We start from the raw sequence: 21,476 nt of genomic DNA, 5'->3' as shown, positions 1-21,476 counted from the left end.
GCGCGGGCCTCGCCATGGCGGCCCCGCCCCGCTAAACAGCCGCTCCGATTTCCGAAGGACCGCCCCCGACCGTGCGACTGCCCCAGGCCCGTCTCGACCAGGTTCTCGACCGCTTCCAGCAGGTGGAGGCGCGCATGTCCGCCGCCAGCGACGGCGCCGAGCTCGTGCGTCTGTCCAAGGAGCACGCCGAGCTCAAGCCCGTAGCCGACGCGGTGGCCGAGCTGAACCGCGCGCGCTCCGAACTGCCCGAACTCGAGGCCATGGCCGAGGGCGCGGATCGCGAGATGGCGGCCCTGGCCCGCGATGAGCTCCAGGCGCTGAAGGAACGCTTGCCCGAACTGGAGCGGGGCGTGGCGCTGCTGCTGGCGCCCAAGGACGCCGACGAGAACGCCTCGGCCATCCTGGAGGTGCGCGCCGGCACCGGCGGCGATGAGGCGGCCCTCTTCGCCGGCGACCTCTTCCGCATGTACTCCCGCTACGCCCAAGGCCGCGGCTGGCGGGTCGAGGTGGACAGCGTCTCCGAAGGCGAGATGGGCGGCTACAAGGAGATCGTCGCCTCCATCACGGGCAACGGCGTGTTCGGGCGGCTGAAGTTCGAAAGCGGCGTGCACCGGGTCCAGCGCGTGCCGGTGACCGAGGCGGGCGGACGCATCCACACCTCGGCGGCCACCGTCGCCATCCTGCCCCAGGTAGAGGACGTGGAGATCGAAATCCGCGACGAGGACATCCGCATCGACACCTATCGCTCCTCGGGCGCGGGCGGCCAGCACGTGAACAAGACCGATTCCGCCGTGCGCATCACCCACCTGCCCACCGGCGTAGTGGCCACCAGCTCGGAAAAGTCGCAGCACGAGAACCGCAGGAAGGCCATGGCCAACCTCAAGGCCCGGCTCTACGACATGCAGCGCCAGGAAAAGGACCGGGCCCGCGCCGACGCGCGCAAGTCCCAGGTGGGCTCCGGCGACCGCTCCGAGCGCATCCGCACCTACAACTTCCCGCAAGGGCGCGTGACCGACCACCGCATCGGCCTGACCCTGCACAGCCTGCCGCAGATCCTGGAGGGCGACATCGATCCCATCCTCGACGCCCTGCTGGCCGAGGATCAGGCGGCCCGGCTGGCGGCGCTCGAGGAGGAGTTCGGCTGAAGCCTTGCTCAGCCGTCCGTCACCGCTAAGGTTCGCCTGAACGTTCGCCCCTGACCCGGAGACCCCCGATGCGCGCCGCCCCCATCGCCCTTGTCGCCGCCGCCTTCATGGCCGCCACCACCGCCTGCGCCCGATCGGCCGAGGGCGAGGCGGCGTCACAGGCCTCGGCCGCGGCCCCCGACGCAGCCTTGCAGGCCGCCATCGCCTCGGACGCCCGGCCCGCCGCCGACAGGGCCCGCGACGTCTACCGCCATCCCTATGAGTCCCTGACCTTCTGGGGCCTGACGCCCGGATCGACGGTCGTCGAAATCCAGCCCGGCGCCGCCGGCTGGTGGTCGAACATCCTGCGGCCGTACGCCGACGCCACGGGCGGACGCTGGGTCGGCATCAACCGCCTTGCGGACTTCGAGGCCGTGGCGGACGGATCGGCGGACATGGTTCTGGTGGCCCGCGCCTTCCACAACTGGCATCGCGGCGGCCGCACCGACGCCATGATGGAGACCTTCTTCAAGATCCTTAAGCCGGGCGGCGTGCTGGCCGTGGAGCAGCACCGCGCCGCCGAGGGATCCGACCCCGACGCCACCGCGCCTTTCGGCTACGTCTCCGAGGCCTATGTCATCGCCGCCGCCGAGCGCGCGGGCTTCGTCCTGGACGGCCGCAGCGAGATCAACGCCAACCCGCGCGACGACCGCGATCACCCCTACGGCGTCTGGACCCTGCCGCCCACGCGGAACTCCGCGCCTCGCGACGGCGTGGCCACCGACCGCCCAACGCCCCTGACCGAGGCCGAGCGCGCCGAATACGACGCCGTGGGCGAGAGCGACCGGATGACCCTGCGCTTCCGCAAGCCTGCCTGACCGGGGCGGCCCCTGTTCCAGAGGCCGCCACGGCACAATGGCATTATCCGGCCACGGACGGTAACGCATTGAACTGACACAATAACTTCAAGCGTGAGTTCAGCCATCCTTAAGACGCGGCGCGTAGCTGTCGCTGTGTCTCGGAGGGGCTATGGCGCGCATCGGCGACTTCATCGAACCCAGCGATCCGGTCTCGCCGGACGCGTCGGGCGGCGACGTTTACGAGCGGTTTCTCAAGGAACCCAACACCATGGCGATCGCCGTGGTGGGGGCGAACGGTCAGCCTCTGGGCCTGGTGGAGCGCAATACGCTGCTGCTCAAGATGGCCGCCGAGTACGGTCGGGCCCTTTACGGCAAGCGGCCGGTCGAGCGGCTCATGGACGAGCGGCCGCTGATCGCCACGGCCGACATGAGCACTGAGAGCTTCTTCAGGGACGTGCTGTCCAAGGACGCGGCCGCCATGCTGCACGGCTTCGTGGTCGTGGACGGCGGCGGTCACTATCTGGGCGTCGGCACGGCCCTGGCTGTGATGAAGGCGGGCTACGCGTTACACCGCCAGAGAGCCGAGGAGATGACGCGTCTGGCCCAGGACCTGGCCTGGGCCGAGGCGGAGGCCACGGCCTCCTCCCGGGCCAAATCGCAATTCCTGGCCGTGATGAGCCATGAGATCCGTACGCCCCTCAATGGCGTTCTGGGCGTGGCCCGGCTGATCGAACAGCGCCTCGAGCAGGCCGAACTGCGGCCTTATGTCGGGGCCATTCTGGAGTCCGGCGAAACGCTGCTGCGCCTTCTGACCGATGCGCTTGACCTGTCCCGCGCCCAGGCCGGCGCCATTACCTTCGATGACCAGCCCTTCAGCCTCGACGCCCTGGCCTTGGATCTCACAGCGCTGTGGGCGCCCGCCTGCGAACACAAGGGTCTGGGCTTCTCGATCGGTCTCGAGGCGGACCCGGGGACCTGGGCCCTGGGCGACGCCGTGCGCATCAAGCAGGTCTTCAACAACCTGATCGGCAACGCCCTGAAGTTCACCGAGAAGGGCGGCGTCCATGTGGATATCGCGGCAGTTCGGGATGGCGTGCATCTGCGCCTGAGGGGCAGCGTCCGCGATACGGGCCCCGGCATCGCGCCTGACGTGGCTGAAAGCCTGTTCGAACCGTTCCGGACCGGGCGTGAGAAGGGGCACGGGGCCGGGCTGGGCCTGGCGATCTGCCGCCAGATCGTCGAGAGCCTGAGCGGCGGCATTCGCGTGGATTCCACGCCGGGCTGCGGTGCGGCCTTCACCTTCGAGATCGTCCTCTTCCATGTGCCTGCGTCGGAGTCTGCCGAAGAAATCAAGGTCGAGGCGACGTCCCAGCCCGTGCGCTCGGGCCTGCGCGTCCTGATCGCCGATGACAATCCCACCAACCGGCTGGTGGCGAGCAAGCTTCTTGAGGCCGCCGGCTGTGAATGCGAGACCGCCGTGGACGGTCGGGACGCGGTGGACCGCGCGGTTGAAGGCGCCTTCGACGTGATCTTCATGGACATCAAGATGCCGGGCATGGACGGCGTCGAGGCGACCCGCGCCATCCGCGCCTCGCGCACCCCGTCGGCCGCGACGCCGGTGATCGCGCTTACGGCCAACGCTGATCCTGACGACGCGCGGCTCTATCTGGCCGCGGGCATGTGCCAGGTGGTGCAGAAGCCGATCCGGCCTGACCAGCTGCTGGCCGCGCTTTCGGCGGCCGTCGTCAGTCCTGATCGGGCCGTCGCCGCCTGAGGGTCAGGCGTCGCGACAGCTCCTCGGCGTGCTTCATGGTGAAGGCCCAGGCGTTGGTCGCGCCGCGCCGTGCGCCCAGGGTGTCGGCCACCACGGCGCCGCGTTGGCCCATGGGCATGGGGTGACCGGTCGTGGTGTCGACCGCGGTCTGGTGCTCAATCTCGGCGTTCAGCTTGGCGCCCAGCAGGATGATCTGAACGCTGAACCAGACCCACAGCATGAAGGCCATCATGGCCCCCAGCGAGCCATAGGAGCGCCGGAAGTCGGCCAGTTCGTTGATGTACCAGCTGAAGGCCGCCGAGACCGCCAGAGCGCCGACGGCGGCGAAGATTCCCCCCGGGGTCACCCAGCGCCACCTGGCCCGCTGACGGCAGGGACCGTAGCGGTAGATGGCCGTCATGGCTGCGATGTAGAGCGCCGCCAGAAGGGGCCAGCGCAGCGGCTCCAGCGCCTGGACCTCGGCGGTCAGGCGCAGCGGCTCCAGCAGAAGGGGCGCGCCCACCACCAGGGCCAGGGCCAGAACCACAGCGGCGATGGCGGCGGCGGTGAAGGCCAGGCAGATCAGGGCGTACTTGATGACGTTGCGCTTCTCGGTCTCGTGGTAGGCCACGTTGAGGCCATAGAAGAGCGTGCGCACGGCCCCGCTGGCGGTCCAGAGGGACAGCAGGGTCGTCCCCGCCAAAGTCAGGCTGAGCGTGGCGCCGCGATCGATGGACAGGCGCTGCATCTCGTTGCCGATGAAGTCGGCGATCTGGCGCGGCAGGACGCCGCGAAGATAGTCGATGTGGTCCCAGGCGTTGGAGGCGTCGAAGATCAACCCGTAGAAGGTGACGATCATCAGCAGGGTCGGGAACAGCGACAGCACCACGAAGAAGGTGACGCCCGCCGAGATGAAGCCCAGCCGGTCGCCGAAATAGCTGAGGCCCACGCGCCAGGCGATGTCCATCCAGCCCTTCTTCGGGATGGCCGTCGGAGCTCCGGCCTCGCGGCCGCGGCCCGGCTCGCGCTCGGCGCAGGCCTCGGGCGTGTCCTCGTCCGCTGGCGGAGCGGGCGGCGCCAGGCCCTTGCCCAACCGGGTCTTCAGCCGGTCGGCCACCTCGAAGCGGCGAGCCGCCAGTAGGCCGCCGGCCACCGCCGCAACGACGCCCGCCGCGGTCAGGGGCCCCAACAGGGAGGCCTTTTTTGAAGAGGGTCTGCCCGCCGCCATGAGGCGTCAAACGCCACGCTTGGGTCTGACGTTCCCGCGCCCGCCGCCCTTGCTCAACGGGAGGCGAGCGCGCATCTGGGGCCGATGACCACGGATGCTCCGACCCTCGTCCAGGCCTGGAAGGCCGCCCAGGCGCGGCTGAAGGCCGCCCATATCGACAGCCCCGCCATCGATGCGCGGCTGCTGCTCGAAGCGGCCACCGGCGCGACGCGGCTTGATATTCTGACCGACCCCTATCGTCCGCTGACGGCGGAACAGTCAGGCCAACTCGACGCCTGGCTCGAGCGGCGCGAGCGGCGCGAGCCCGTGGCGCGAATCCTGGGCCGCAAGGGCTTCTGGAAGATACTGCTCAACCTCGGTCCCGCCGCGCTCGTCCCGAGGCCCGACACCGAGGTCATCGTCGATGAGGCCCTGCGCCAGTTTCCCGACGGCATGGGCTTCAACCTGCTCGACATGGGCGTGGGGTCCGGCGCCATCCTGCTGGCCATCCTGGCCGAGCGGCCGGCGGCCAAGGGCCTGGGCACGGACATCTCGGAGGAGGCCCTGGCCGTGGCCCGCGAAAACGCCGCCAATCTGGGGCTGGAGGGGCGCGCCGCCTTTCTGCGCACCGCCTGGGCCGATGGGCTGGCGGACGCCTCGTTCGATCTGGTGGTTTCGAACCCGCCCTACATTCCGACGGCTGAGATCGAGACGCTGGATCCCGAGGTGCGCGAGCATGATCCGCGCCTGGCGCTGGACGGCGGCCCGGACGGGCTGGACGCCTATCGCGTCCTGGCGCCCGAGATTCTGCGCGTGCTCAAGCCGGGCGGCCTGTTCCTGGTGGAGATCGGCTGGACCCAGGGGGCGGACGTGACCGCCCTGTTCCGTGATGCGGGCGCCGATCAGGTGCGGGTGATCAAGGACCTCGGCGACCGCGACCGTGTCGTGGCGGGCGTGAAAAATCCCCTTGGAAACGGCGGGCCGACGGGGTAAGTCTGCCCCTGTCTCCAACCAAATCGCCATCAGAGCGCGGCGGCGGCAAAGCCGTCACGCAATGCGCGGCGAACGGGTCGTGACGGCGGGCGGCGGCGTATCAGCCGCCTCTCGGACCACGGCCCAGGCGGGGAGACTCCTGACTTTCGCGAATTCGGCTGATGGGGGATGGGCCCCCGGACCAGACGGGCGAAAGGGCTGACAGACTCGCGCAGGCGCGAGCCAACGGTAGCAGGCATGAGAGATTTCAAGGGCATGAAGCGCCAACGGGGCCGCAACCGCAAGCCGGGCGGCGGCGGAGGCGGCCAGAGCAACAACCCCAACCGCTCATGGGACTCGCAAGGTCCCGAGGGGATCAAGGTGCGCGGCAACGCCCAGACGGTCTACGAGCGCTATGTGCAGCTGGCGCGCGACGCCGGCTCTTCGGGCGACCGGGTGCTGGCCGAGAACTACATGCAGCACGCCGAGCACTACTTCCGCCTGCTGCGCACGCTGCAGCCGCAACGGCCCGTGTCCGAGATCGCCGCGCGCGAGGGGATTTCCCAGGGCTTCGACATCGACTTCGAGGACGAGACCCGCTTCCAGACCCCGCCGGAACAGCCCCAGGGCCAGGCCGGCGACGGCGGCGAGACCCAGGGCGACGCCCAGGGCGAGCGCCAGGATCGTTCGGAACGGCAGTGGGAGGATCGCCGCGAGGGCCGCGATCGGGACAATCGCGAAGGCGGCCGCCGCGACCGGCGTGACCGCTATCGCGATCGCGATGACCGCCGCCCGCGCGATGACCGCGACGAGCCGCGTGAGGGCCGCGACGAGAGCGGCGAGCGCTCTGGGCGTGATCCGCTCGAGGTCATCGAGCCGCGCTCGGACGAGCGCTCCGAGGACAACGGCGAGCGTGAGGCCCGCCGCGAGCGCCGGCCCCGTCGCGAGGCCCGCGCCGCGGATGAGGGCGAAAGCCAGGATCAGGGCCTGCCAGGCTTTCTGACCCGGCCCGCTCCCGCCGTGGACGAGAGCGCCGCCGAAGCGCCGTCGGGCGACGAGGAAGCGGCGCCCCGCCGCCGCGGCCGTCCGCGCAAGGCCGCGGCCACCGCCGACGAGGGCTGAACCCCGGCCGCCTTGACCCGCGGCCCGCGCCCCGCTTGTCTGTCGCCACAGTCAGCGAGGCCGCCCATGACCCCTCCTAGAGCCCTTCGCGCCCTGGCCGCCGCCGCATTGGCGGCCTGGCTGGCCGCCTGCGCGACGACCCCGCCGCCGCCGCCGCCGCCGCCGAGCGGTCCGGTGATGCGCGACTGGCGCTCGATCATCACCTCGGCTGACCGCGACCGGCTGACCCGCATCGATCAGGCCTGGCGCGTGGCTCTTGAGCAGGCGCGCCGCTTCGACGGCTCGGGCGACCTTCGCGGAACCGGAGACCTGATCGATCCCGACGCCCGCCTATCCGACGTGGAGCCGCCTGAGGGCGAGTACCGCTGCCGGACGGTCAAGCTGGGCTCCCAGACCGACGGCGGGCTGGGCTATGTGGTCTATGGCTGGTTCGCCTGCCGCATCGAGCGCACCCCGAACGGGCTCAAGTTCTCCAAGCTGACGGGCTCGCAGCGGCCCAGCGGCCTGCTGTTCCCTGAGAGCGGGACCGAGATGATCTTCCTCGGCTCCATGGCCCTGGGCGACGAGCCGCCCGCGCGGTCCTACGGCCCCAATCCCGACCGGGACATGGTGGCGCGGCTGGAGCGTTTCGCGCCCGGTCGCTGGCGGCTGGTCATTCCCTGGCCCCAGTACGAATCGAACCTGGACCTGATCGAACTCGTCCCGGCGTGATCCTCAAGGACGTCGCCGTCGTCGGGGCGGGCCCCAGCGGCCTAGCCCTGGCGTTGATGCTGGCGCGCCAGGGCCGTCGCGTCGTCGTGCACGAACGCTTTGACCGGCCCCGCCCGGTGGGCGCCGGCTTCATGCTTCAGCCCACCGGTCTGCATGTGCTGGACACGCTGGAACTGGGGGCCGAGGCCGAAGCCGTGGGGGCTCCGATCCAGCGCCTGTTCGGGCGCGAGGCGCGTCGGCGCCGCATCGTGCTGGACGTGGGCTATGCGGCGCTCAATCGCCCGCGAACGGCCGTCGGCATCCATCGGACCGCCATGTTCGATCTCCTGTTCAAGGCCTGCGTCGCCGAGGGCGTGGTCTTTGAAACGCGCCGCGAGATCACCGGCGCTTCCGAGGGACGGCTGACCGACAGCCGGGGCTGGACCAGCGCGGGCTTCGATCTGGTGGTGGACGCTTCCGGCGCCCGGTCGGCCATCGCCGCCGCCCTGCGCCCGCGCCGCACCGAGCTGGCCTATGGCGCATTGTGGACCACCGTGCCCCAGCCTGGCGCGCCCTTCGATCCGGCGGCGCTGGAGCAGGTCTATCGCGGCGCGGCCAGGATGATCGGCGTTCTGCCCTGCGGACGCGGCCCCGACGGCGAGCGGTGCGCCACCTTCTTCTGGAGCCTGAAGCCCGCGCAGTACGGGGCGTGGCGCGAGGTGGGTCTGGAGGCCTGGAAGGCCGAGGTTCTGTCCCTTTGGCCCGAGACGGCGCCCGTGCTGGCGGCGATCGAAGATGCGGATCAGCTGACCCTGGCCCGCTACGGGCATCACACCCTGGGGCGGCCCTGTGCGAACCGCGTGGCGGTCATCGGCGACGCCGCCCACGCCACCAGCCCCCAGCTGGGCCAGGGCGTGAACATGGGACTGCTCGATGCCTGGGTGCTGGCCCGCGCGCTGGAGAGCTCGGCCGACCTTGAGGCGGCGCTGTTCGCCTACTGCCGCGAGCGGCGCTGGCACGTGCGGCTCTACCAGGCGCTGAGCCTGATCTTCACGCCCTTCTATCAGGCCGACGGCGCGCTGCTGCCGTGGGTGCGCGACCACGTGCTGGGCAAGGTCGCCCGCCTGCCGATGGCGGACCGTCTGCTGGCGGCGACAGTGTCGGGTCTGCTGCTCGACCCGCGGCGGGCTGATCGGACCTTTACAGCTTCCTGACTTGAGCTGGGCCAGCTGCGTGCCAGCCTTGCCTTCGTGAGGGAGATGGGCATGCGACTGGCGATACTGATCCTGGGCCTCCTCGGGGCCTTCCCCGTTCTGGCGCAGCCCGTGGCGGCGCCGTTCGACTCGCCGCGATGGGACATGAGCGCGGCGCGCGTGGAGCGCGGGGTGCATCTTGGACGCCCGGCCTTGCGCCTGCAGGCGGGGATGATCGTGCTGCCCGATGCCGACTTTCGGACAGGCGTCATCGAGTTCGACATCGCGCTTCCACGCTCGCGCGGCTTTTCCGGCGTGGTCTTCCGGGGGCAAGACGCGGCCAACTACGAGAACGTCTATTTTCGCCCCCACCAGAGCGGCAATCCCGACGCCAGCCAGTACCAGCCCGTGATCAACGGATCGACGGCGTGGCAGATCCTCTACGGCGAGGCCTGGTCCCGTCCCTGGACCTATCGCTTCGACGCCTGGATGCCCGTGCGGGTCGAGGTCTACGAGGACTCCGCGCTCGTCAGCATCGACGGCCAGCCGCCGCTGCATATCGGCGACCTGCTGCGTGAGCCGCAGGCCGGCTTCATCGGCCTGTCCACCTCCTTCGCCGAGGCCTGGGTGTCGGACTTCCGCTACGAGGCGCGGCCCATGGCTGATCCAAGGCCAAGGGAGGCGGCGCCCGCCGACCCTGATGGGACGGTTCGCGTCTGGCAGGTGTCGCAGGGCATGGCCGAGGCTGAAGCCCTGGCGCTGGCGGCGACCGACGATCTGTCGGCCGTTCGCTTCACCCCCGTCGAGGTGGAGGCCCGAGGGATCGCCAACCTCGCCCGCGCTTCGGCCTCGCCGGACGGCTCGCGCAGCGCCCTGGCGCGGCTGACTCTCTACGCTGATCGGCCGGCCCAGGCGCCTTTCCGCTTCGGCTTCAGCGACAAGGCGTCGGTCTTCCTGAACGGGCGGCTGATATATCGCGGCGACGACACCTACGGCTCGCGGGACTATCGCTTCTTGGGCACGGTGGGCCTTTACGACACGCTGCTGCTGGATCTGAGGCCCGGCGCGAACGAGCTGGTCCTGGTGGTCAGCGACGAGTTCGGAGGCGGCTGGGCCGTGGCCGGCGTGCTGGAGCCGACGCCGGGCGTGCGCCTGCGCTAGATCCTGGTCAGCCTGAGGTCCTGATAGTCGTACGAGAAGTCGATGTCGGGGCTGACCCCGCGCATGCGCGCCCGCACAGGGCGGCCGTTCTCCAGTTCGAAGGTGACGAAGGCGTCCTCCTCGCGCCGGTCGGGGAAGCGGGTGCGGAAGGTCTCGCCGTCATAGGGCTCCAGCGGCCCTTGCAGGGCGGGCGTTTGGGTCATCGACAGCCACAGGCCGCCGTCTCGCTGGGTGATGGCCACATCGCCGTACCAGGGGTCCCGCCAGGTCCCGGCATAGGCCGCCAGGGGCAGGCTGGGCTGCGCGCCGGCGCGCTGCGCGGCGTCGATCTCGGCGGCGGCGGTCAGCGAGCGGGCGGTCCCTTCACGCTCCAGCCGCTTGGAATCGGCGATCCAGTCAAAGCCGGCCTTGCCCATCAGGATGTCGGCGATTCCGCTGCGCAGGGTCCGCATCAGGAGGCCCTCCTCGGCGTTGGAGAAGACCGAGAAGCCCGTGTTCCGGCCCGGCAGCATGAGGGTGGCCGAGATGAAGCCCGGGGCGCCGCCGCCGTGGGTGACCAGCCGCTCGCCGCGGTAATCCTGAACCGCCCAGCCCAGGGCATAGGTCTGGGCGATGGCGCGGCCGGGCAGCTCGGCCGTCGGGCCGGGCGAGGAGCCGGAGATGATGTTGGGCTTCCACATCTCGTTGGCCTGGGCCTGGCTCCACAGGCGCGGCCCGCCCGGCGCCTCGCCGGCCGCCAGCTGGACCTTGATCCACTGGGCCCAGTCCCTGGCGGTGGTGCACACGCCGCCGGCGGCCGCGGCCGAGTCCCAGTTCCAGATCGCCGGGATGCTGTCGGCCAGGACCGTCATCTCGCCCTGATAGCGCAAGGGCGGACCGACCCGGCCGTGCGGCTTGGCCGAGGCCGAGCTGGCCTGACTGCACAGCGGGACGGTGTCGCCCATGCCCAGCCGGTCGAGGATGCGGGTCTTCAGCACATCCTCGAAACGCTGGCCGGTGACCGCCTCGATCACGGCGCCGGCCTGGACGAACATCAGGTTGCAGTAGTGGTACCCGGCGCGGAAGCCGTGCTCGATCGGCACATGGGGCACGGCGGCCAGCACCTGTTCGCGCGACCGGTCGCTGTTGGGCCAGAACAGGAGATCGCCCGCGCCGAGGCCGAAGCCCGCCCGATGGCTGAGCAGGTCGCGCACGGTGATCAGCTGGGTGATGACCGGGTCGGACAGACGGAAGTCCGGCAGGTAGCGCTTGACCGGCGCGTCCCAGGCGACCTTGCCCTCGTCCACCAGCATGGCCAGCAGGGCGGCCGTCATGGCCTTGGTGTTTGACGCCACGGCGAACTGGGTGGTTTCGGTGACCGCCTCCGGCGAGCCCTTGCGCTTGACGCCATAGCCCCGCGCGAGAAGGGTCTCGCCGTCCTTGACCACGGCGACGCCGAGGCCCGGCTGGTCCGGCCACGCGGCGAGGGCCGCGCGCACGAAGGCGTCGACCTGATCGGCCAGGGCGGCGTCGGCGCCTTGCGTCCGCGCCCAGGCCAGCGACGGCGCTGCGCCCGCAAAGCCCGCGCCCGTCAGCAGGGCCTGCCTGCGCGTCATCCGTCCGGCCATGGGTCGCCTCTCCAAATCAGCAAGATCGCCACCTTAACCCCGGCCTTGCGTAAGGCCAGCGCCGCGCCGATGTTCAGCAAGCTGAGCCACGGGGAGTGAGGATCCATGTTCGACCACCTGTCCATCGGCGTGCGGGATCTCGCGTCAGCGCGCGGCTTCTACGATGCGGTCTTCGCGCCGCTGGGCGCGGGCCTTTCCTGGTCCAACGATCGCGAGCTGGCCTATGGCCCGGGCGGCCAGCGGGCCTTCTGGCTTTATCCGGTGACGGGCGATCAGGTGGCGGGCCTGGGCGCGCATATCGCCTTCAGGGCTTCGGACCGGCAGGCGGTGGCGGCCGCCGGCGCGGCGGCCGAGGCAGGGGGAGCGACCATGATCCGCGCCGCGGGTTCGCACCCGGACATCGCCCCAGACTATTTCGGTACGGTCTTTCTGGACCCGGACGGCAACAAGATCGAGATCGTGGCGGAGACGATGCACTGATGGGCGGTCCCCGCATGAAGCTCTACATCACCATCCCCAGCCCCTATGCCCGCAAGTGCCGCATCGTGGCGCGCGAGAAGGGTCTGGCCGACCGCGTCGAAGAGGTGGTGGTCGACCTTTACGGGACCGCGCCCGATCTGGCCGCCTGCAATCCGCTGGACCAGGTTCCGGCTCTGATCGCCGAGGACGGTCTTCCGATCACGGACAGTCCCCTGATCTGCGAGTACCTCGACGGGCTGGGCTCCGGGCCGCGCCTGCTGCCCCTCGATGGGCCCGAGCGGCTGGCGGTCAAGCGCATCGAGATCCTGGGCAATGGGGCCATGGAGATGGGCGTGAAGTGGGTGCTGGAGAAGCGGCGGCCCGAGGGCGAGCGCTCCCAGACCTGGATGGACCGCTGGCGGGACCGGCTGGGCCGCGCCCTGGATGCGCTGGAGGCGGCGAACCTGTCGCCCGAGCGGCTGGACATGGGCGTGATCACCGCGGCCTGCGCCGTCACCTGGGTCGGCTTCCGGCATCCCGAGTTCGACTGGCGTGTGGGCCGCCCGAACCTGGTGCGCCTGTCCGAGGCGCTGGAGCAGACGCCCAGCTTCCGCGAGACCCACCCGGCGCTCTAGATCGAAATCGGTTGAGCAGGCCGCGCGCCGACGAGACTCAGATTTCGGTTCAGAGCCCTAGACCAGAGCGTCCGCCACCGCCTCGCCGATGGCGAGGGACGAGGTCAGGCCGGGGCTCTCGATCCCGAACAGGGCCATCAGGCCCGGCAGGCCGTGACCCGCCCGATCCATCAGGACAAAGTCCGGCTGGGGTTGTCCCGGTCCGTGCAGCTTCGGCCGGATGCCGGCGTAGTCGGGGCTGAGCGCCCCGTCCGGCAGCCCCGGCCAGAAGCGGCGCACATAGGCGTAGAAGCCGTCGGCCCGCGCGGGATCGACCGTGTAGTCCTCGTGCTCCACGAACTCCAGGTCGGGGCCGAAGCGCGCCTGCCCGCCCAGGTCGCGGCGGTAGTGGGTGCCGAGCGCGCCGGGGATGGGCAGCGGATAGACCAGGCGCGAGAAGGGCGCCTTGCCCGCGTAGAGAAAGTAGGACCCCTTGCCGAAGTGCAGGGCGGGGATCTGTCCGGGCGGAAAGCTCTCGATCCGCGCCGCGCAGTCCTGCGCGCCCAGACCTGCGGCGATCACCAGCCGGCCCGTGGTGAGGGTGGTGGGTTCAGGTCCCCCGGCCCGCACCTCGAAGCCGCCGTCCGGCAGAGGCCGCGCGCCCTCGAAGGGCGTGTTCAGCGCGATGGCGCCGCCGTGTTTCTCGATCTCGCCCTCCAGGGCCAGCATGTAGCCGTGGCTGTCGAAGACGCCGCTTTCCGGCGACAGCAGAGCTCCGGCGGCGCGGAGTTCGGGCTCCATCGCCCGCGCCTCTTCGGCGGTCAGGCGCTCCATGCCCTCGACGCCGTTGGCCAGGGCCGAGGCGAGGATGGCGTCCAGGCGTTCGAGCTCGTCAGGCTCCGTCGCGACGACCAGCTTGCCGCAGCGCTCGTAATCGACGCCGTGCTTTTCGAGGAAGGCGTAGAGTTTGCGCCGTCCCTCGACGCAGAAGCGGGCCTTGAGCGATCCGGCCGGGTAGTAGAGGCCGCCGTGGATCACCTCGGAGTTGCGCGAGGAGATCCCCTGGCCGATGCCGCCCTCCTTCTCCAGCACGATCACCGACAGGCCGCGCGCGGACAGGGCGTAGGCGCAGGCCAGGCCCACCGCCCCCGCGCCCACCACCACGGCGTCGATGTCGAACTGGCTCATGCAGGGGGTCCTCCTCGCGACTCAACGCGCGAGGGAGCCTAGCTGGCGGGGCGCCGAGCGAAAACGGGGCGCCAAACCGCGCCAGATCGCGCCAAACCGCGCCAATGTTCGTCGGCGTAGAGGCGTCCACGGCGGCTGCCTGGCGAGGGCGACGAGGCTGCATGTCCAAAGTCTAGACCCTGCCGCCGGGGCGTGCGTATCCAGCCAAAAAAGCGGCCGGCGCGGAGGGACTGGGGCTCCGGCCGGCCGCGGGGAGGAACGCCTAGTTCGACCGTGCGGACAGTTCGAACGTGGCGCATTCGGAAGCGAGGCGCTCCGAAAGGGCTTGGCGCGTCAGTCCCTGGCTGCGGCGCGCCTCACGCGCGGCGTCGGCCTGAGCGGCTTCGGCGCGGTTGCGGACAACCTCGATACGGCGCGAGGACTGCTCGCGGATCAGCTGCTGGATGGAGGCGTCCTCGGACAGCACCTGGGCCCAGCCGGCGCACTGGGACGCCTTGATGAAGGCGGAGTCCGTCAGGCGGCCCGGCGTCTGTGCGTTGGCGGCGAAGGCGATGGGCAGCAGGACCATCATGGCCAGCAGGGCGGCGAGAACGCCGGGGGCGGGCAGGCGACGCAGACGAGTCATTGTTAATCTCCCTTAAGTCAGGGCAAGGCTTGGGCGTTCGCGCGAAACGCACTTGCGCCTCCCCGCGTCGTCCTTGTCTTGCAAGGTTTCGATGCCCTGCTATCTAGGCGTGGCCGTTCGTCCTGGCGAACGAGAGTTTCTCGTATGTTCTGATAGCGCAGCTCACATATGGCCCACATTCCGCCGCTATCGACCCTGCGCGCCCTTGAGGCGGCGGTGCGCCTGCGCAGCTACAGCCGCGCGGCGGCCGAACTGCACGTGACCCACGGCGCGGTCAGCCACCAGATACGGGCCCTGGAGGAGCAGTTCGGGGTCAAGCTGTTCCATCGCGCGGGCCGGGGCATGGCGCCGACCCCGGCCGCCGAGCGGCTGGCCGGCGAGGTGGCCGAGGCGGTCGGCCTGCTGCGCCAGGCGGTGAACCGGCTGGAGGCCGAAAGCTCGCCCTCGACCCTGGTCATCTCGACCCTGTCGTCCTTTTTCCGTCGCATGCTGGCGCCGCGTCTGGATCGGTTCACCAGCCGCTATCCGTCGGTGACGCTGGACATTCGCAGCGAGGAGCGGCTGGCGGACTTCACCACCGACGGCGTCGACCTGGCGCTGCGCTATGGCGAGGGCAGCTGGCCGCGCGTGCGCGCCGACCCTCTGTTCCAGGAGACGCTGCTGCCCGTGTGCAGTCCCGCCTTCCGCGACCGGCACGGGATCGAGACGCTGGAGGACCTTCGGCGCGTGCCGCTGCTGCGCCACCGCATGCGCACCTGGACCCTGTGGTGCCGCATCGTCGGACTGGAGATGCAGGAGCCGCAGGGCGGGCTGGTCTTCGACGACAGCTCCGACATGCTGGACGCGGCCGTCGAAGGCCTGGGCGTGGCCCTGGCGCGCTCGGCCCTGGCCCAGCCTGACCTGAGGAGCGGCCGGCTGGTGCGGCTGTTCGACATCGATCACGCGGTCGACTGGGGCTACTTCGTCGTCTGGCGCGAGGACAGCCTCAAGCGCGTCCTGATCGAGCGGTTCCGGGACTGGCTGGTGGAGGAGTTCCGCCAGGCCGAGGTGGTCGCCCCCTGAAACGGCCCCCCCCCCTGAAACGCCCCCCTATACGCCGCCTAGCGCACGTCGAAGGCCATCAGCAGGGTGCGCTGTCCCGGATTGAAGTTGTCGTCCGAGAGGATGTAGAGGCGCACGCCCCCGTCCGGGCGGCGGACGGCCGCTATGCCCTCGAAGTTGTCGACCGTGGCGGGCGCCGTGAACTCGGCCAGCCGTTCCCACGGATTGGCGCGTGACTGATCCGCGCCGTGAAGCTGCGAAATGCGGATCGTGTTGGTGTTCCGGCTGGCGTGATAGGCGCGCTCGAGCACGAAGATGGTGTCCGCCACCGGGTTGGCGTCCAGCGAGGTGACGCGCAGGGCGTCTTCGCCGGGCGCCGCGGCGGGAGGGGCCATGACGGTCTCGCAGGCCTCGATGCGGCACAGCCACCAGCCGCCGTTCTCGCCCGTGGCCCAGTAGGCGCCCTGGAGACGGGCGGCGGCGATGCCCTCCATGCCGTCGTTCTCGGGGAAGGCGAAGTCCGGGATGACCCGCTCGCCCAGCCAGCGGCCGTCGTCGGGGTCGTAGCGCCAGACGCGATGCTCCCGCTCGAAGCTGACGAGCAGTTCGCCGTCAGGCGTCAGGGCCATGCCTTCGGCGTCGGCCAGATACTTTGGGATCAGGCTCTGGCCGTCCGGATCGGTCAGGGGGCGGGTCTCGATTCCCTCGACGCCGGTCAGGCGACCCTGCGCGTCCAGCACCACACGGCCGCGCACCAGAAGGCCCTCATCGACGATGGACCAGAAGGTGCGGCCGTCGGCGGCGAAGTCGATGTCCGACAGGCCATGGAAGCGGTTGAAGTCCGATCTGATCTCGACGCCGCCCGCAAAGACGAGGGCCGCGCCGCCATCTTCGTAGATGGGCGCGTTCAGGGCCACCGGCGCCGTCGTGGTCTCCACCGGCGTCCAGGCGTTGGGCAGGGGTTGCTCGGCGAAGCGCACGGCCTCGCGCGCCAGTTCGTTGGCGGCGTGGCGCGCCTGCCAGCCCACCTCGGGCGTCGTGGCGCAGGCGGCCAGAAGGGCGGCCAGGACTGGCCCCAGATACTTTCTCACGCCGCTCTCCTCATGCCGCGCCGGGCGGGCGCGGGCTCGGTTTCAAACAATTCGGCCAGCTTCTCGACCATGACGCCGCCCAGCTGCTCCACATCCACGATGGTCACGGCGCGCCGGTACCAGCGCGTCACGTCGTGGCCGATGCCGATGGCCAGCAGCTCGATGGCCGCATCGCGCTCGATCTCGGCGATGACCTGGCGCAGGTGCCGGTCAAGATAGCCGATGGCGTTGGCGGTCTGGGTGGCGTCGTCCACCGGCGCGCCGTCGGAGATGACCATCAGGATGCGCCGCGCCTCAGGCCGGGCCGCCAGGCGGGCGCGCGCCCACTGCAGGGCCTCGCCGTCGATGTTCTCCTTGAGCAGCCCCTCGCGCATCATCAGGCCGAGGTTCTTCTTGGCTCGGCGCCAGGGGTGGTCAGCCGCCTTGTAGATGATGTGGCGCAGGTCGTTCAGACGTCCGGGATGGGGCGGCTTCCCGGCCTGGATCCAGCGTTCACGGCTCTGGCCGCCCTTCCAGGCGCGGGTGGTGAAGCCGAGAATCTCCACCTTGACGCCGCAACGCTCGAGGGTGCGCGCCAGGATATCGGCGCAGATCGCCGCCACCATGATGGGTCGCCCGCGCATGGACCCCGAATTATCCAGCAGCAGGGTCACCACCGTGTCGCGGAAGGGCATATCGCTCTCGGCCTTGAAGCTGAGCGGCGCGGTGGGATCCACGATCACGCGCGTCAGGCGGGCCGTGTCGAGCGCGCCTTCCTCAAGATCAAAGATCCATGAGCGGTTCTGCTGGGCCAGGAGGCGGCGCTGCAGCCGGTTGGCCAGGCGGGTCACCAGGCTGGAGAGCGAGGTCAGCTGGTGGTCGAGCAGGGCGCGCAGCCGGGTCAGCTCGAGCGGATCGCACAGTTCCTCAGCGTCGATCACCTCGTCAAAGGCGCTGGTGAAGACGCGATAGGCGTTGGGATCGAAGGCGGCCTCGGGCGTTTCGGCGCGGAACGGGCGCTCGCCCTCCTCGCTGCTCTCCTGGTCCGAAGGCTTGGCGTCGGCGGGGGCCTCGCCCTCCTCGCCCTCTCCGTCGGAGGATTCGGGCGCGCCGGGGTCTGAGGCCTGCTGGGCGCCCTGGTCGGGCTGTTCCTGCTCCTGCTCTTCAGGCTGTTCGGTCTCGGCCTCCTGATCCTGGCCCTCCTCGTCCTCGCCCTCCTCGTCGGCGCTGTCCGAGGGTTCGTCGCCAAGATCGAAGTCGAGGTCGCGCAGCACGCGGCGCGCGGCCTCGGCGAAACCGGCCTGATCGGCCAGTCCCTCGGCCAGGCGGTCGAGGTCGGCCCCGGCGCGCCCCTCGATCCGCGGGCGGACCAGATCGACGGCGGCGCGCGCGGCCTCCGGCGGCGGCTCGCCGGTCAGGCGCTCGCGGGCGATCAGGGCCAGGGCATGGGCCACGGGGACGCGCGCGGCTTCCGTGGCGCGGGTCAGGCCGGTCTTCTCCACCTGGCTGGCGAGGGCGGCGGCCAGGTTGGCGCGCACGCCGCCCAGGGACTGGGCGCCGAGGGCCTCGATGCGTGTCTGCTCCAGGGCGTCAAAGGCCTCGGCGGCCTCGGGCGAGGTGGGGCGAAGGCGCCGATGCGCGCCCTCGTCATGGTGCGCCAGCTTCAGGGCCAGCCGGTCGGCCAGGCCGCGCAGGGCCTGGGCTTCTGCGCTCATCAGGTCGCGCGGCGGATGGGGCAGGGTGGCCAGGCGGTCCTGCACCTTGGGGCCGTCGGAGCCGAACACGACCTCAAGGTCCGGCTGTTCGGCCAGGGCCCGCACGGCATGGGCCAGGGCGCGCTTGAAGGGTTCCTGAGGGCTTTCGGGGGCCGCCATGGCGCCCGTGTAGCGCGCGCGGGGCCGGGCGTCATCCGTCGCCTCGACGAAAGGCGTGGGGCGTCCTAAAGCAAAGCCATGCAAGCTCCTGATACGTGCGCCCGCCGCCTGGTCGAGACCCTGATCCTGAACGGGATCGATCACGTCTTCTGCGTGCCGGGCGAAAGCTATCTGGCCGTCCTGGACGCGCTGGCCGACGTGAAGGACCGGATCAAGGTCGTCGCCTGCCGCCACGAGGCGGGGGCCGCCAACATGGCCGAGGCCTACGGCAAGCTCACCGGCAGGCCGGGCGTCTGCATGGTCACGCGCGGCCCGGGGGCCACCCACGCCTCGATCGGCGTCCACACGGCCGAGCAGGACTCCACGCCGATGATCCTGTTCGTCGGCCAGGTCAGCCGCGCCGACAAGGGCCGGGGCGCCTTCCAGGAGGTGGACTACGCCGCCGTCTTCGGAACCTTGGCCAAATGGGCGACCGAACTGGACCAGCCCGAGCGCACCGTCGAGATCGTCGGCCGCGCCATCGCCACCAGCCTGAACGGCCGGCGCGGACCGGTGGTCATGGCCCTGCCCGAGGACGTGCTGGAGCAGCCCGGCGGCCCGGCGCCGATCGCGGCCGTCAGCCCGGCCCTCTCGGCCCTGGACCCAGGGACCGTGGCCGCCATCGAGTCGCGGCTGAAGCGGGCCGAGCGGCCGCTGCTGGTCCTGGGCGGCTCGGGCTGGACGGACGAGGCGTCCATCTGCATCGCCGAGTGGGCGGCCCGGATCGACCTGCCCATCGTGCTGTCCTTCCGGCGCAAGGACATCGTTTCGAACGACCACCCCTGTTACGTCGGCGATCTGGGGCTGGGGCCGAACCCGAAGCTGATCGAGCGGGTGAAGACCGCCGACCTGACCCTGGCCGTGGGCGCGCGGCTGGGCGAGAATCCGACCCAGGGCTATTCCCTGCTCGACCGGACCACGACGCCCGAGCGGCTGATCCACATCCACGCCGGGCCCGAAGAACTGAACCGCGTCTGGCCCGCCGCCATCACCGCCTGCGCCGACGTGGCCTCGGCCGCCAAGGGGCTGGCCACCCTCGAGCCGGGACGCGCCTGGACTGAATGGCGGGATGCGGCGCGGGCGGAGTACGAGGCCTTCACCCAGCCGGTTCCGGTCGAGGCCAGCGTCAACCTCTCGGAGGTGGTGGCGCACATGGCCGGGACGTTGCCGGCCGACGCCGTCATCACCAACGGGGCGGGCAACTTCGCGGCGTGGCTGCACCGCTTCTACCGGCACCGGGCGCGGCGGACGCAACTGGCGCCCACCTCCGGCGCCATGGGCTACGGCTTCCCCGCCGCCGTCGCCGCCAAGCTGGTCGAGCCGCATCGCGAGGTGGTGTGCTTCGCCGGGGACGGCGACTTCCTGATGACGGGGCAGGAGCTGGCGACCGCCGTGCAGTACGGCGCCAACCTGATCGTCGTGGTGGCGGACAACGGCGCCTATGGGACCATTCGCATGCACCAGGAGCGCGAATATCCGGGCCGGGTGGTGGCCACCGATCTGAAAAACCCCGACTTCGTCGCCTATGCCGAGGCCTTCGGCGCGGCCGGCTTCCGGGTCGAGCGCACCGAGGACTTCCCCGAGGCGCTGGCGGCGGCGCGAAAGGCCGGGCGGCCCGCCCTGATCCACCTCATCTGCGACGTGGAGGCCATCGCGCCCGGGCGAACCCTGACCCAGCTGAGAGGCGGCTGATGATCGAACTGGACGCCTTCCGCGCTGAGACGCGCGCCTGGCTGGAGGCGAACTGCCCGGCGTCCATGCGCACGCCGGTGGCGTCCGAAGAGGACATGTGCTGGGGCGGTCGCGACTTCGTCTTCCAGTCGCAGGACCAGCGCCTGTGGCTGGAGCGCATGGCCGCGCGGGGCTGGACGGCGCCGGAATGGCCCGCCGAATACGGCGGCGGCGGGCTGTCCCATGACCAGGCCCAGGTGCTGCGCGAGGAGATGGCGCGCATCGGAGCCCGCCCGCCCTTGGTCAGCTTCGGCGTCTGGATGCTGGGTCCGGCTCTGCTGAAATACGGCACGGAAGAGCAGAAGCGAAAATTCCTGCCGCCCATCGTGCGCGGTGAGATCCGCTGGTGTCAGGGCTATTCTGAGCCCGGCGCGGGATCGGACCTGGCCTCACTGCAGACCCGCGCGGAGGATCGCGGCGACCACTGGATCGTCGACGGCCAGAAGATCTGGACCTCCTACGCCGATCAGGCCGACTGGATCTTCTGCCTGGTGCGCACGGACCCCGAGGCGCCCAAGCACCTGGGGATCAGCTTCGTCCTGTTCGACATGAAGACGCCGGGCGTCTCGACCCGGCCCATCACCCTGATCAGCGGCAAGTCCCCCTTTTGCGAGACCTTTTTCGACGGTGTGCGCGTGGAGAAGGAGAACCTGGTCGGCGAGCTGAACCGCGGCTGGGACGTGGCCAAGTATCTGCTGGGGCACGAGCGCGCCATGATCGGCGCCATGGGCCAGGCGGCGAACGCGCGGCCCCTGGGTGAGTTGGCGGCCGAGCGGCTGGGCCGGGACGATGCGGGGCGGCTGGACCAGCCCATGCTGCGCGCGCGGCTGGCCGAGTTCGACGTGGACGCCTTCGCCTTTGACGCGGCGCTGGAGGAGACGGGCGCGGCCCTGGCGGCGGGCCGGGCGCACCCGGCCATGGCCTCGGTGCTGAAGTACTACGGCGCCGAGCTGAACAAGCGCCGCCACGAGCTGCTGATGGCGGCGGGCGGCTCGGACGCGCTGGAATGGGAAGGCGCGCGCTCGAACGGGGGCGCCGCGGCCCGCGACTGGCTGCGGACCAAGGCCAACTCCATCGAGGGCGGGACCAGTGAGGTGCAGCTGAACATCATCGCCAAGCACCTGCTGCGGCTGCCGGGGGCGTGAG

At 70.7% G+C, this 21,476-nt stretch carries 19 protein-coding genes; 13 read left to right on the top strand and 6 right to left on the bottom strand.

The window, feature by feature from the left end:
- The first annotated feature begins 71 nt into the window (after window positions 1-71).
- The 3 genes from prfA to Q0812_RS12180 all read left to right on the top strand — a co-directional run bounded on the left by prfA (window position 72) and on the right by Q0812_RS12180 (window position 3,758).
- Window positions 72-1,145: a peptide chain release factor 1 gene (gene prfA / locus Q0812_RS12190; RefSeq protein ID WP_302110614.1), complete on the top strand. Its 1,074-nt coding sequence runs from the start codon at window positions 72-74 to the stop codon at window positions 1,143-1,145.
- Between the two features lie 68 nt (window positions 1,146-1,213).
- Complete coding sequence (locus tag Q0812_RS12185; protein WP_302110613.1) at window positions 1,214-2,002, top strand: class I SAM-dependent methyltransferase; 789 nt, start codon at window positions 1,214-1,216, stop codon at window positions 2,000-2,002.
- 151 nt (window positions 2,003-2,153) lie between these two features.
- On the top strand, window positions 2,154-3,758 hold the full coding sequence (locus Q0812_RS12180) for a response regulator (RefSeq protein ID WP_302110612.1): 1,605 nt from the start codon (window positions 2,154-2,156) through the stop codon (window positions 3,756-3,758).
- On the opposite strand, the gene Q0812_RS12175 is transcribed toward Q0812_RS12180, so the two are convergent.
- The gene (locus Q0812_RS12175; protein ID WP_302110611.1) at window positions 3,730-4,926 is read right to left on the bottom strand and encodes a YihY/virulence factor BrkB family protein; all 1,197 of its coding nucleotides are present in this window, start codon (window positions 4,924-4,926) and stop codon (window positions 3,730-3,732) included. The two genes, Q0812_RS12180 and Q0812_RS12175, sit on opposite strands and share 29 nt — an antisense overlap.
- 123 nt (window positions 4,927-5,049) lie before the next feature.
- Here Q0812_RS12175 and prmC point away from each other — a divergent pair, with 123 nt between their 5' ends.
- From prmC to Q0812_RS12150, 5 genes are all read left to right on the top strand, one after another.
- Window positions 5,050-5,937 (top strand): peptide chain release factor N(5)-glutamine methyltransferase, encoded by an 888-nt coding sequence (gene prmC, locus Q0812_RS12170; protein ID WP_302110610.1) that lies wholly within the window; start codon window positions 5,050-5,052, stop codon window positions 5,935-5,937.
- Between the two features lie 255 nt (window positions 5,938-6,192).
- Complete coding sequence (locus Q0812_RS12165; RefSeq protein ID WP_302110609.1) at window positions 6,193-7,038, top strand: DUF4167 domain-containing protein; 846 nt, start codon at window positions 6,193-6,195, stop codon at window positions 7,036-7,038.
- A gap of 66 nt (window positions 7,039-7,104) precedes the next feature.
- Window positions 7,105-7,749 carry a DUF4893 domain-containing protein gene (locus Q0812_RS12160; RefSeq protein ID WP_302110608.1) on the top strand — a complete coding sequence of 215 codons (645 nt, stop codon included), beginning with the start codon at window positions 7,105-7,107 and terminating at the stop codon, window positions 7,747-7,749.
- Window positions 7,746-8,942, top strand: coding sequence for an FAD-dependent oxidoreductase (locus Q0812_RS12155; RefSeq protein ID WP_302110607.1), 1,197 nt, complete (start codon window positions 7,746-7,748; stop codon window positions 8,940-8,942). The genes Q0812_RS12160 and Q0812_RS12155 overlap by 4 nt, the downstream gene beginning before the upstream one ends.
- A gap of 51 nt (window positions 8,943-8,993) precedes the next feature.
- Window positions 8,994-10,082 (top strand): hypothetical protein, encoded by a 1,089-nt coding sequence (locus tag Q0812_RS12150; RefSeq protein WP_302110606.1) that lies wholly within the window; start codon window positions 8,994-8,996, stop codon window positions 10,080-10,082.
- On the opposite strand, the gene Q0812_RS12145 is transcribed toward Q0812_RS12150, so the two are convergent.
- Window positions 10,079-11,689: a serine hydrolase gene (locus tag Q0812_RS12145; protein ID WP_302110605.1), complete on the bottom strand. Its 1,611-nt coding sequence runs from the start codon at window positions 11,687-11,689 to the stop codon at window positions 10,079-10,081. The genes Q0812_RS12150 and Q0812_RS12145 overlap by 4 nt on opposite strands.
- Before the next feature lie 105 nt (window positions 11,690-11,794).
- Here Q0812_RS12145 and Q0812_RS12140 point away from each other — a divergent pair, with 105 nt between their 5' ends.
- Together Q0812_RS12140 and Q0812_RS12135 are read left to right on the top strand one after the other, a co-directional pair.
- Window positions 11,795-12,169 carry a VOC family protein gene (locus Q0812_RS12140; protein ID WP_302110604.1) on the top strand — a complete coding sequence of 125 codons (375 nt, stop codon included), beginning with the start codon at window positions 11,795-11,797 and terminating at the stop codon, window positions 12,167-12,169.
- Window positions 12,169-12,783, top strand: a complete 615-nt coding sequence (locus tag Q0812_RS12135; RefSeq protein ID WP_302110603.1) for a glutathione S-transferase N-terminal domain-containing protein — start codon at window positions 12,169-12,171, stop codon at window positions 12,781-12,783. The genes Q0812_RS12140 and Q0812_RS12135 overlap by 1 nt, the downstream gene beginning before the upstream one ends.
- 57 nt (window positions 12,784-12,840) lie before the next feature.
- Here Q0812_RS12135 and Q0812_RS12130 read toward each other — a convergent pair whose 3' ends face one another.
- Both Q0812_RS12130 and Q0812_RS12125 read right to left on the bottom strand, forming a co-directional pair.
- On the bottom strand, window positions 12,841-13,950 hold the full coding sequence (locus tag Q0812_RS12130) for an NAD(P)/FAD-dependent oxidoreductase (protein WP_302110602.1): 1,110 nt from the start codon (window positions 13,948-13,950) through the stop codon (window positions 12,841-12,843).
- Window positions 13,951-14,212: 262 nt separating this feature from the next.
- On the bottom strand, window positions 14,213-14,575 hold the full coding sequence (locus Q0812_RS12125) for a hypothetical protein (protein ID WP_302110601.1): 363 nt from the start codon (window positions 14,573-14,575) through the stop codon (window positions 14,213-14,215).
- A 168-nt stretch (window positions 14,576-14,743) separates the two neighbouring features.
- Between Q0812_RS12125 and gcvA the strand changes: the two genes are divergently transcribed.
- The gene (gcvA, locus tag Q0812_RS12120; RefSeq protein ID WP_302110600.1) at window positions 14,744-15,637 is read left to right on the top strand and encodes a transcriptional regulator GcvA; all 894 of its coding nucleotides are present in this window, start codon (window positions 14,744-14,746) and stop codon (window positions 15,635-15,637) included.
- 38 nt (window positions 15,638-15,675) lie between these two features.
- Here gcvA and Q0812_RS12115 read toward each other — a convergent pair whose 3' ends face one another.
- Both Q0812_RS12115 and cobT read right to left on the bottom strand, forming a co-directional pair.
- Window positions 15,676-16,707, bottom strand: a complete 1,032-nt coding sequence (locus Q0812_RS12115; protein WP_302110599.1) for an esterase-like activity of phytase family protein — start codon at window positions 16,705-16,707, stop codon at window positions 15,676-15,678.
- Complete coding sequence (gene cobT / locus Q0812_RS12110) at window positions 16,704-18,560, bottom strand: cobaltochelatase subunit CobT (protein ID WP_302110598.1); 1,857 nt, start codon at window positions 18,558-18,560, stop codon at window positions 16,704-16,706. The genes Q0812_RS12115 and cobT overlap by 4 nt, the downstream gene beginning before the upstream one ends.
- Before the next feature lie 78 nt (window positions 18,561-18,638).
- Here cobT and Q0812_RS12105 point away from each other — a divergent pair, with 78 nt between their 5' ends.
- Both Q0812_RS12105 and Q0812_RS12100 read left to right on the top strand, forming a co-directional pair.
- Entirely contained in the window at window positions 18,639-20,291 is a 1,653-nt protein-coding gene (locus tag Q0812_RS12105) for a thiamine pyrophosphate-binding protein (protein ID WP_302110597.1), read from the top strand.
- Window positions 20,291-21,475, top strand: a complete 1,185-nt coding sequence (locus Q0812_RS12100; protein WP_302110596.1) for an acyl-CoA dehydrogenase family protein — start codon at window positions 20,291-20,293, stop codon at window positions 21,473-21,475. Before Q0812_RS12105 ends, Q0812_RS12100 begins: the two co-directional genes overlap by 1 nt.
- Window position 21,476: the final 1 nt, after the last annotated feature.

This window comes from Peiella sedimenti (assembly GCF_030504955.1).
In the GTDB taxonomy this organism is placed as follows: domain Bacteria; phylum Pseudomonadota; class Alphaproteobacteria; order Caulobacterales; family Caulobacteraceae; genus Brevundimonas; species Brevundimonas sedimenti.
This window is presented reverse-complemented; position numbering and strand designations above follow the sequence as displayed.

Coding starts and splice junctions, on each gene's coding strand:
- Q0812_RS12185 (WP_302110613.1), top strand. CDS start 1,214: ATGCGCGCCGCCCCCATCGCCCTTGTCGCCGCCGCCTTCATGGCCGCC.
- Q0812_RS12180 (WP_302110612.1), top strand. CDS start 2,154: ATGGCGCGCATCGGCGACTTCATCGAACCCAGCGATCCGGTCTCGCCG.
- prmC (WP_302110610.1), top strand. CDS start 5,050: ATGACCACGGATGCTCCGACCCTCGTCCAGGCCTGGAAGGCCGCCCAG.
- Q0812_RS12165 (WP_302110609.1), top strand. CDS start 6,193: ATGAAGCGCCAACGGGGCCGCAACCGCAAGCCGGGCGGCGGCGGAGGC.
- Q0812_RS12160 (WP_302110608.1), top strand. CDS start 7,105: ATGACCCCTCCTAGAGCCCTTCGCGCCCTGGCCGCCGCCGCATTGGCG.
- Q0812_RS12150 (WP_302110606.1), top strand. CDS start 8,994: ATGCGACTGGCGATACTGATCCTGGGCCTCCTCGGGGCCTTCCCCGTT.
- Q0812_RS12145 (WP_302110605.1), bottom strand. CDS start 11,689: ATGGCCGGACGGATGACGCGCAGGCAGGCCCTGCTGACGGGCGCGGGC.
- Q0812_RS12140 (WP_302110604.1), top strand. CDS start 11,795: ATGTTCGACCACCTGTCCATCGGCGTGCGGGATCTCGCGTCAGCGCGC.
- Q0812_RS12135 (WP_302110603.1), top strand. CDS start 12,169: ATGGGCGGTCCCCGCATGAAGCTCTACATCACCATCCCCAGCCCCTAT.
- Q0812_RS12130 (WP_302110602.1), bottom strand. CDS start 13,950: ATGAGCCAGTTCGACATCGACGCCGTGGTGGTGGGCGCGGGGGCGGTG.
- Q0812_RS12125 (WP_302110601.1), bottom strand. CDS start 14,575: ATGACTCGTCTGCGTCGCCTGCCCGCCCCCGGCGTTCTCGCCGCCCTG.
- gcvA (WP_302110600.1), top strand. CDS start 14,744: ATGGCCCACATTCCGCCGCTATCGACCCTGCGCGCCCTTGAGGCGGCG.
- cobT (WP_302110598.1), bottom strand. CDS start 18,560: ATGGCGGCCCCCGAAAGCCCTCAGGAACCCTTCAAGCGCGCCCTGGCC.
- Q0812_RS12105 (WP_302110597.1), top strand. CDS start 18,639: ATGCAAGCTCCTGATACGTGCGCCCGCCGCCTGGTCGAGACCCTGATC.
- Q0812_RS12100 (WP_302110596.1), top strand. CDS start 20,291: ATGATCGAACTGGACGCCTTCCGCGCTGAGACGCGCGCCTGGCTGGAG.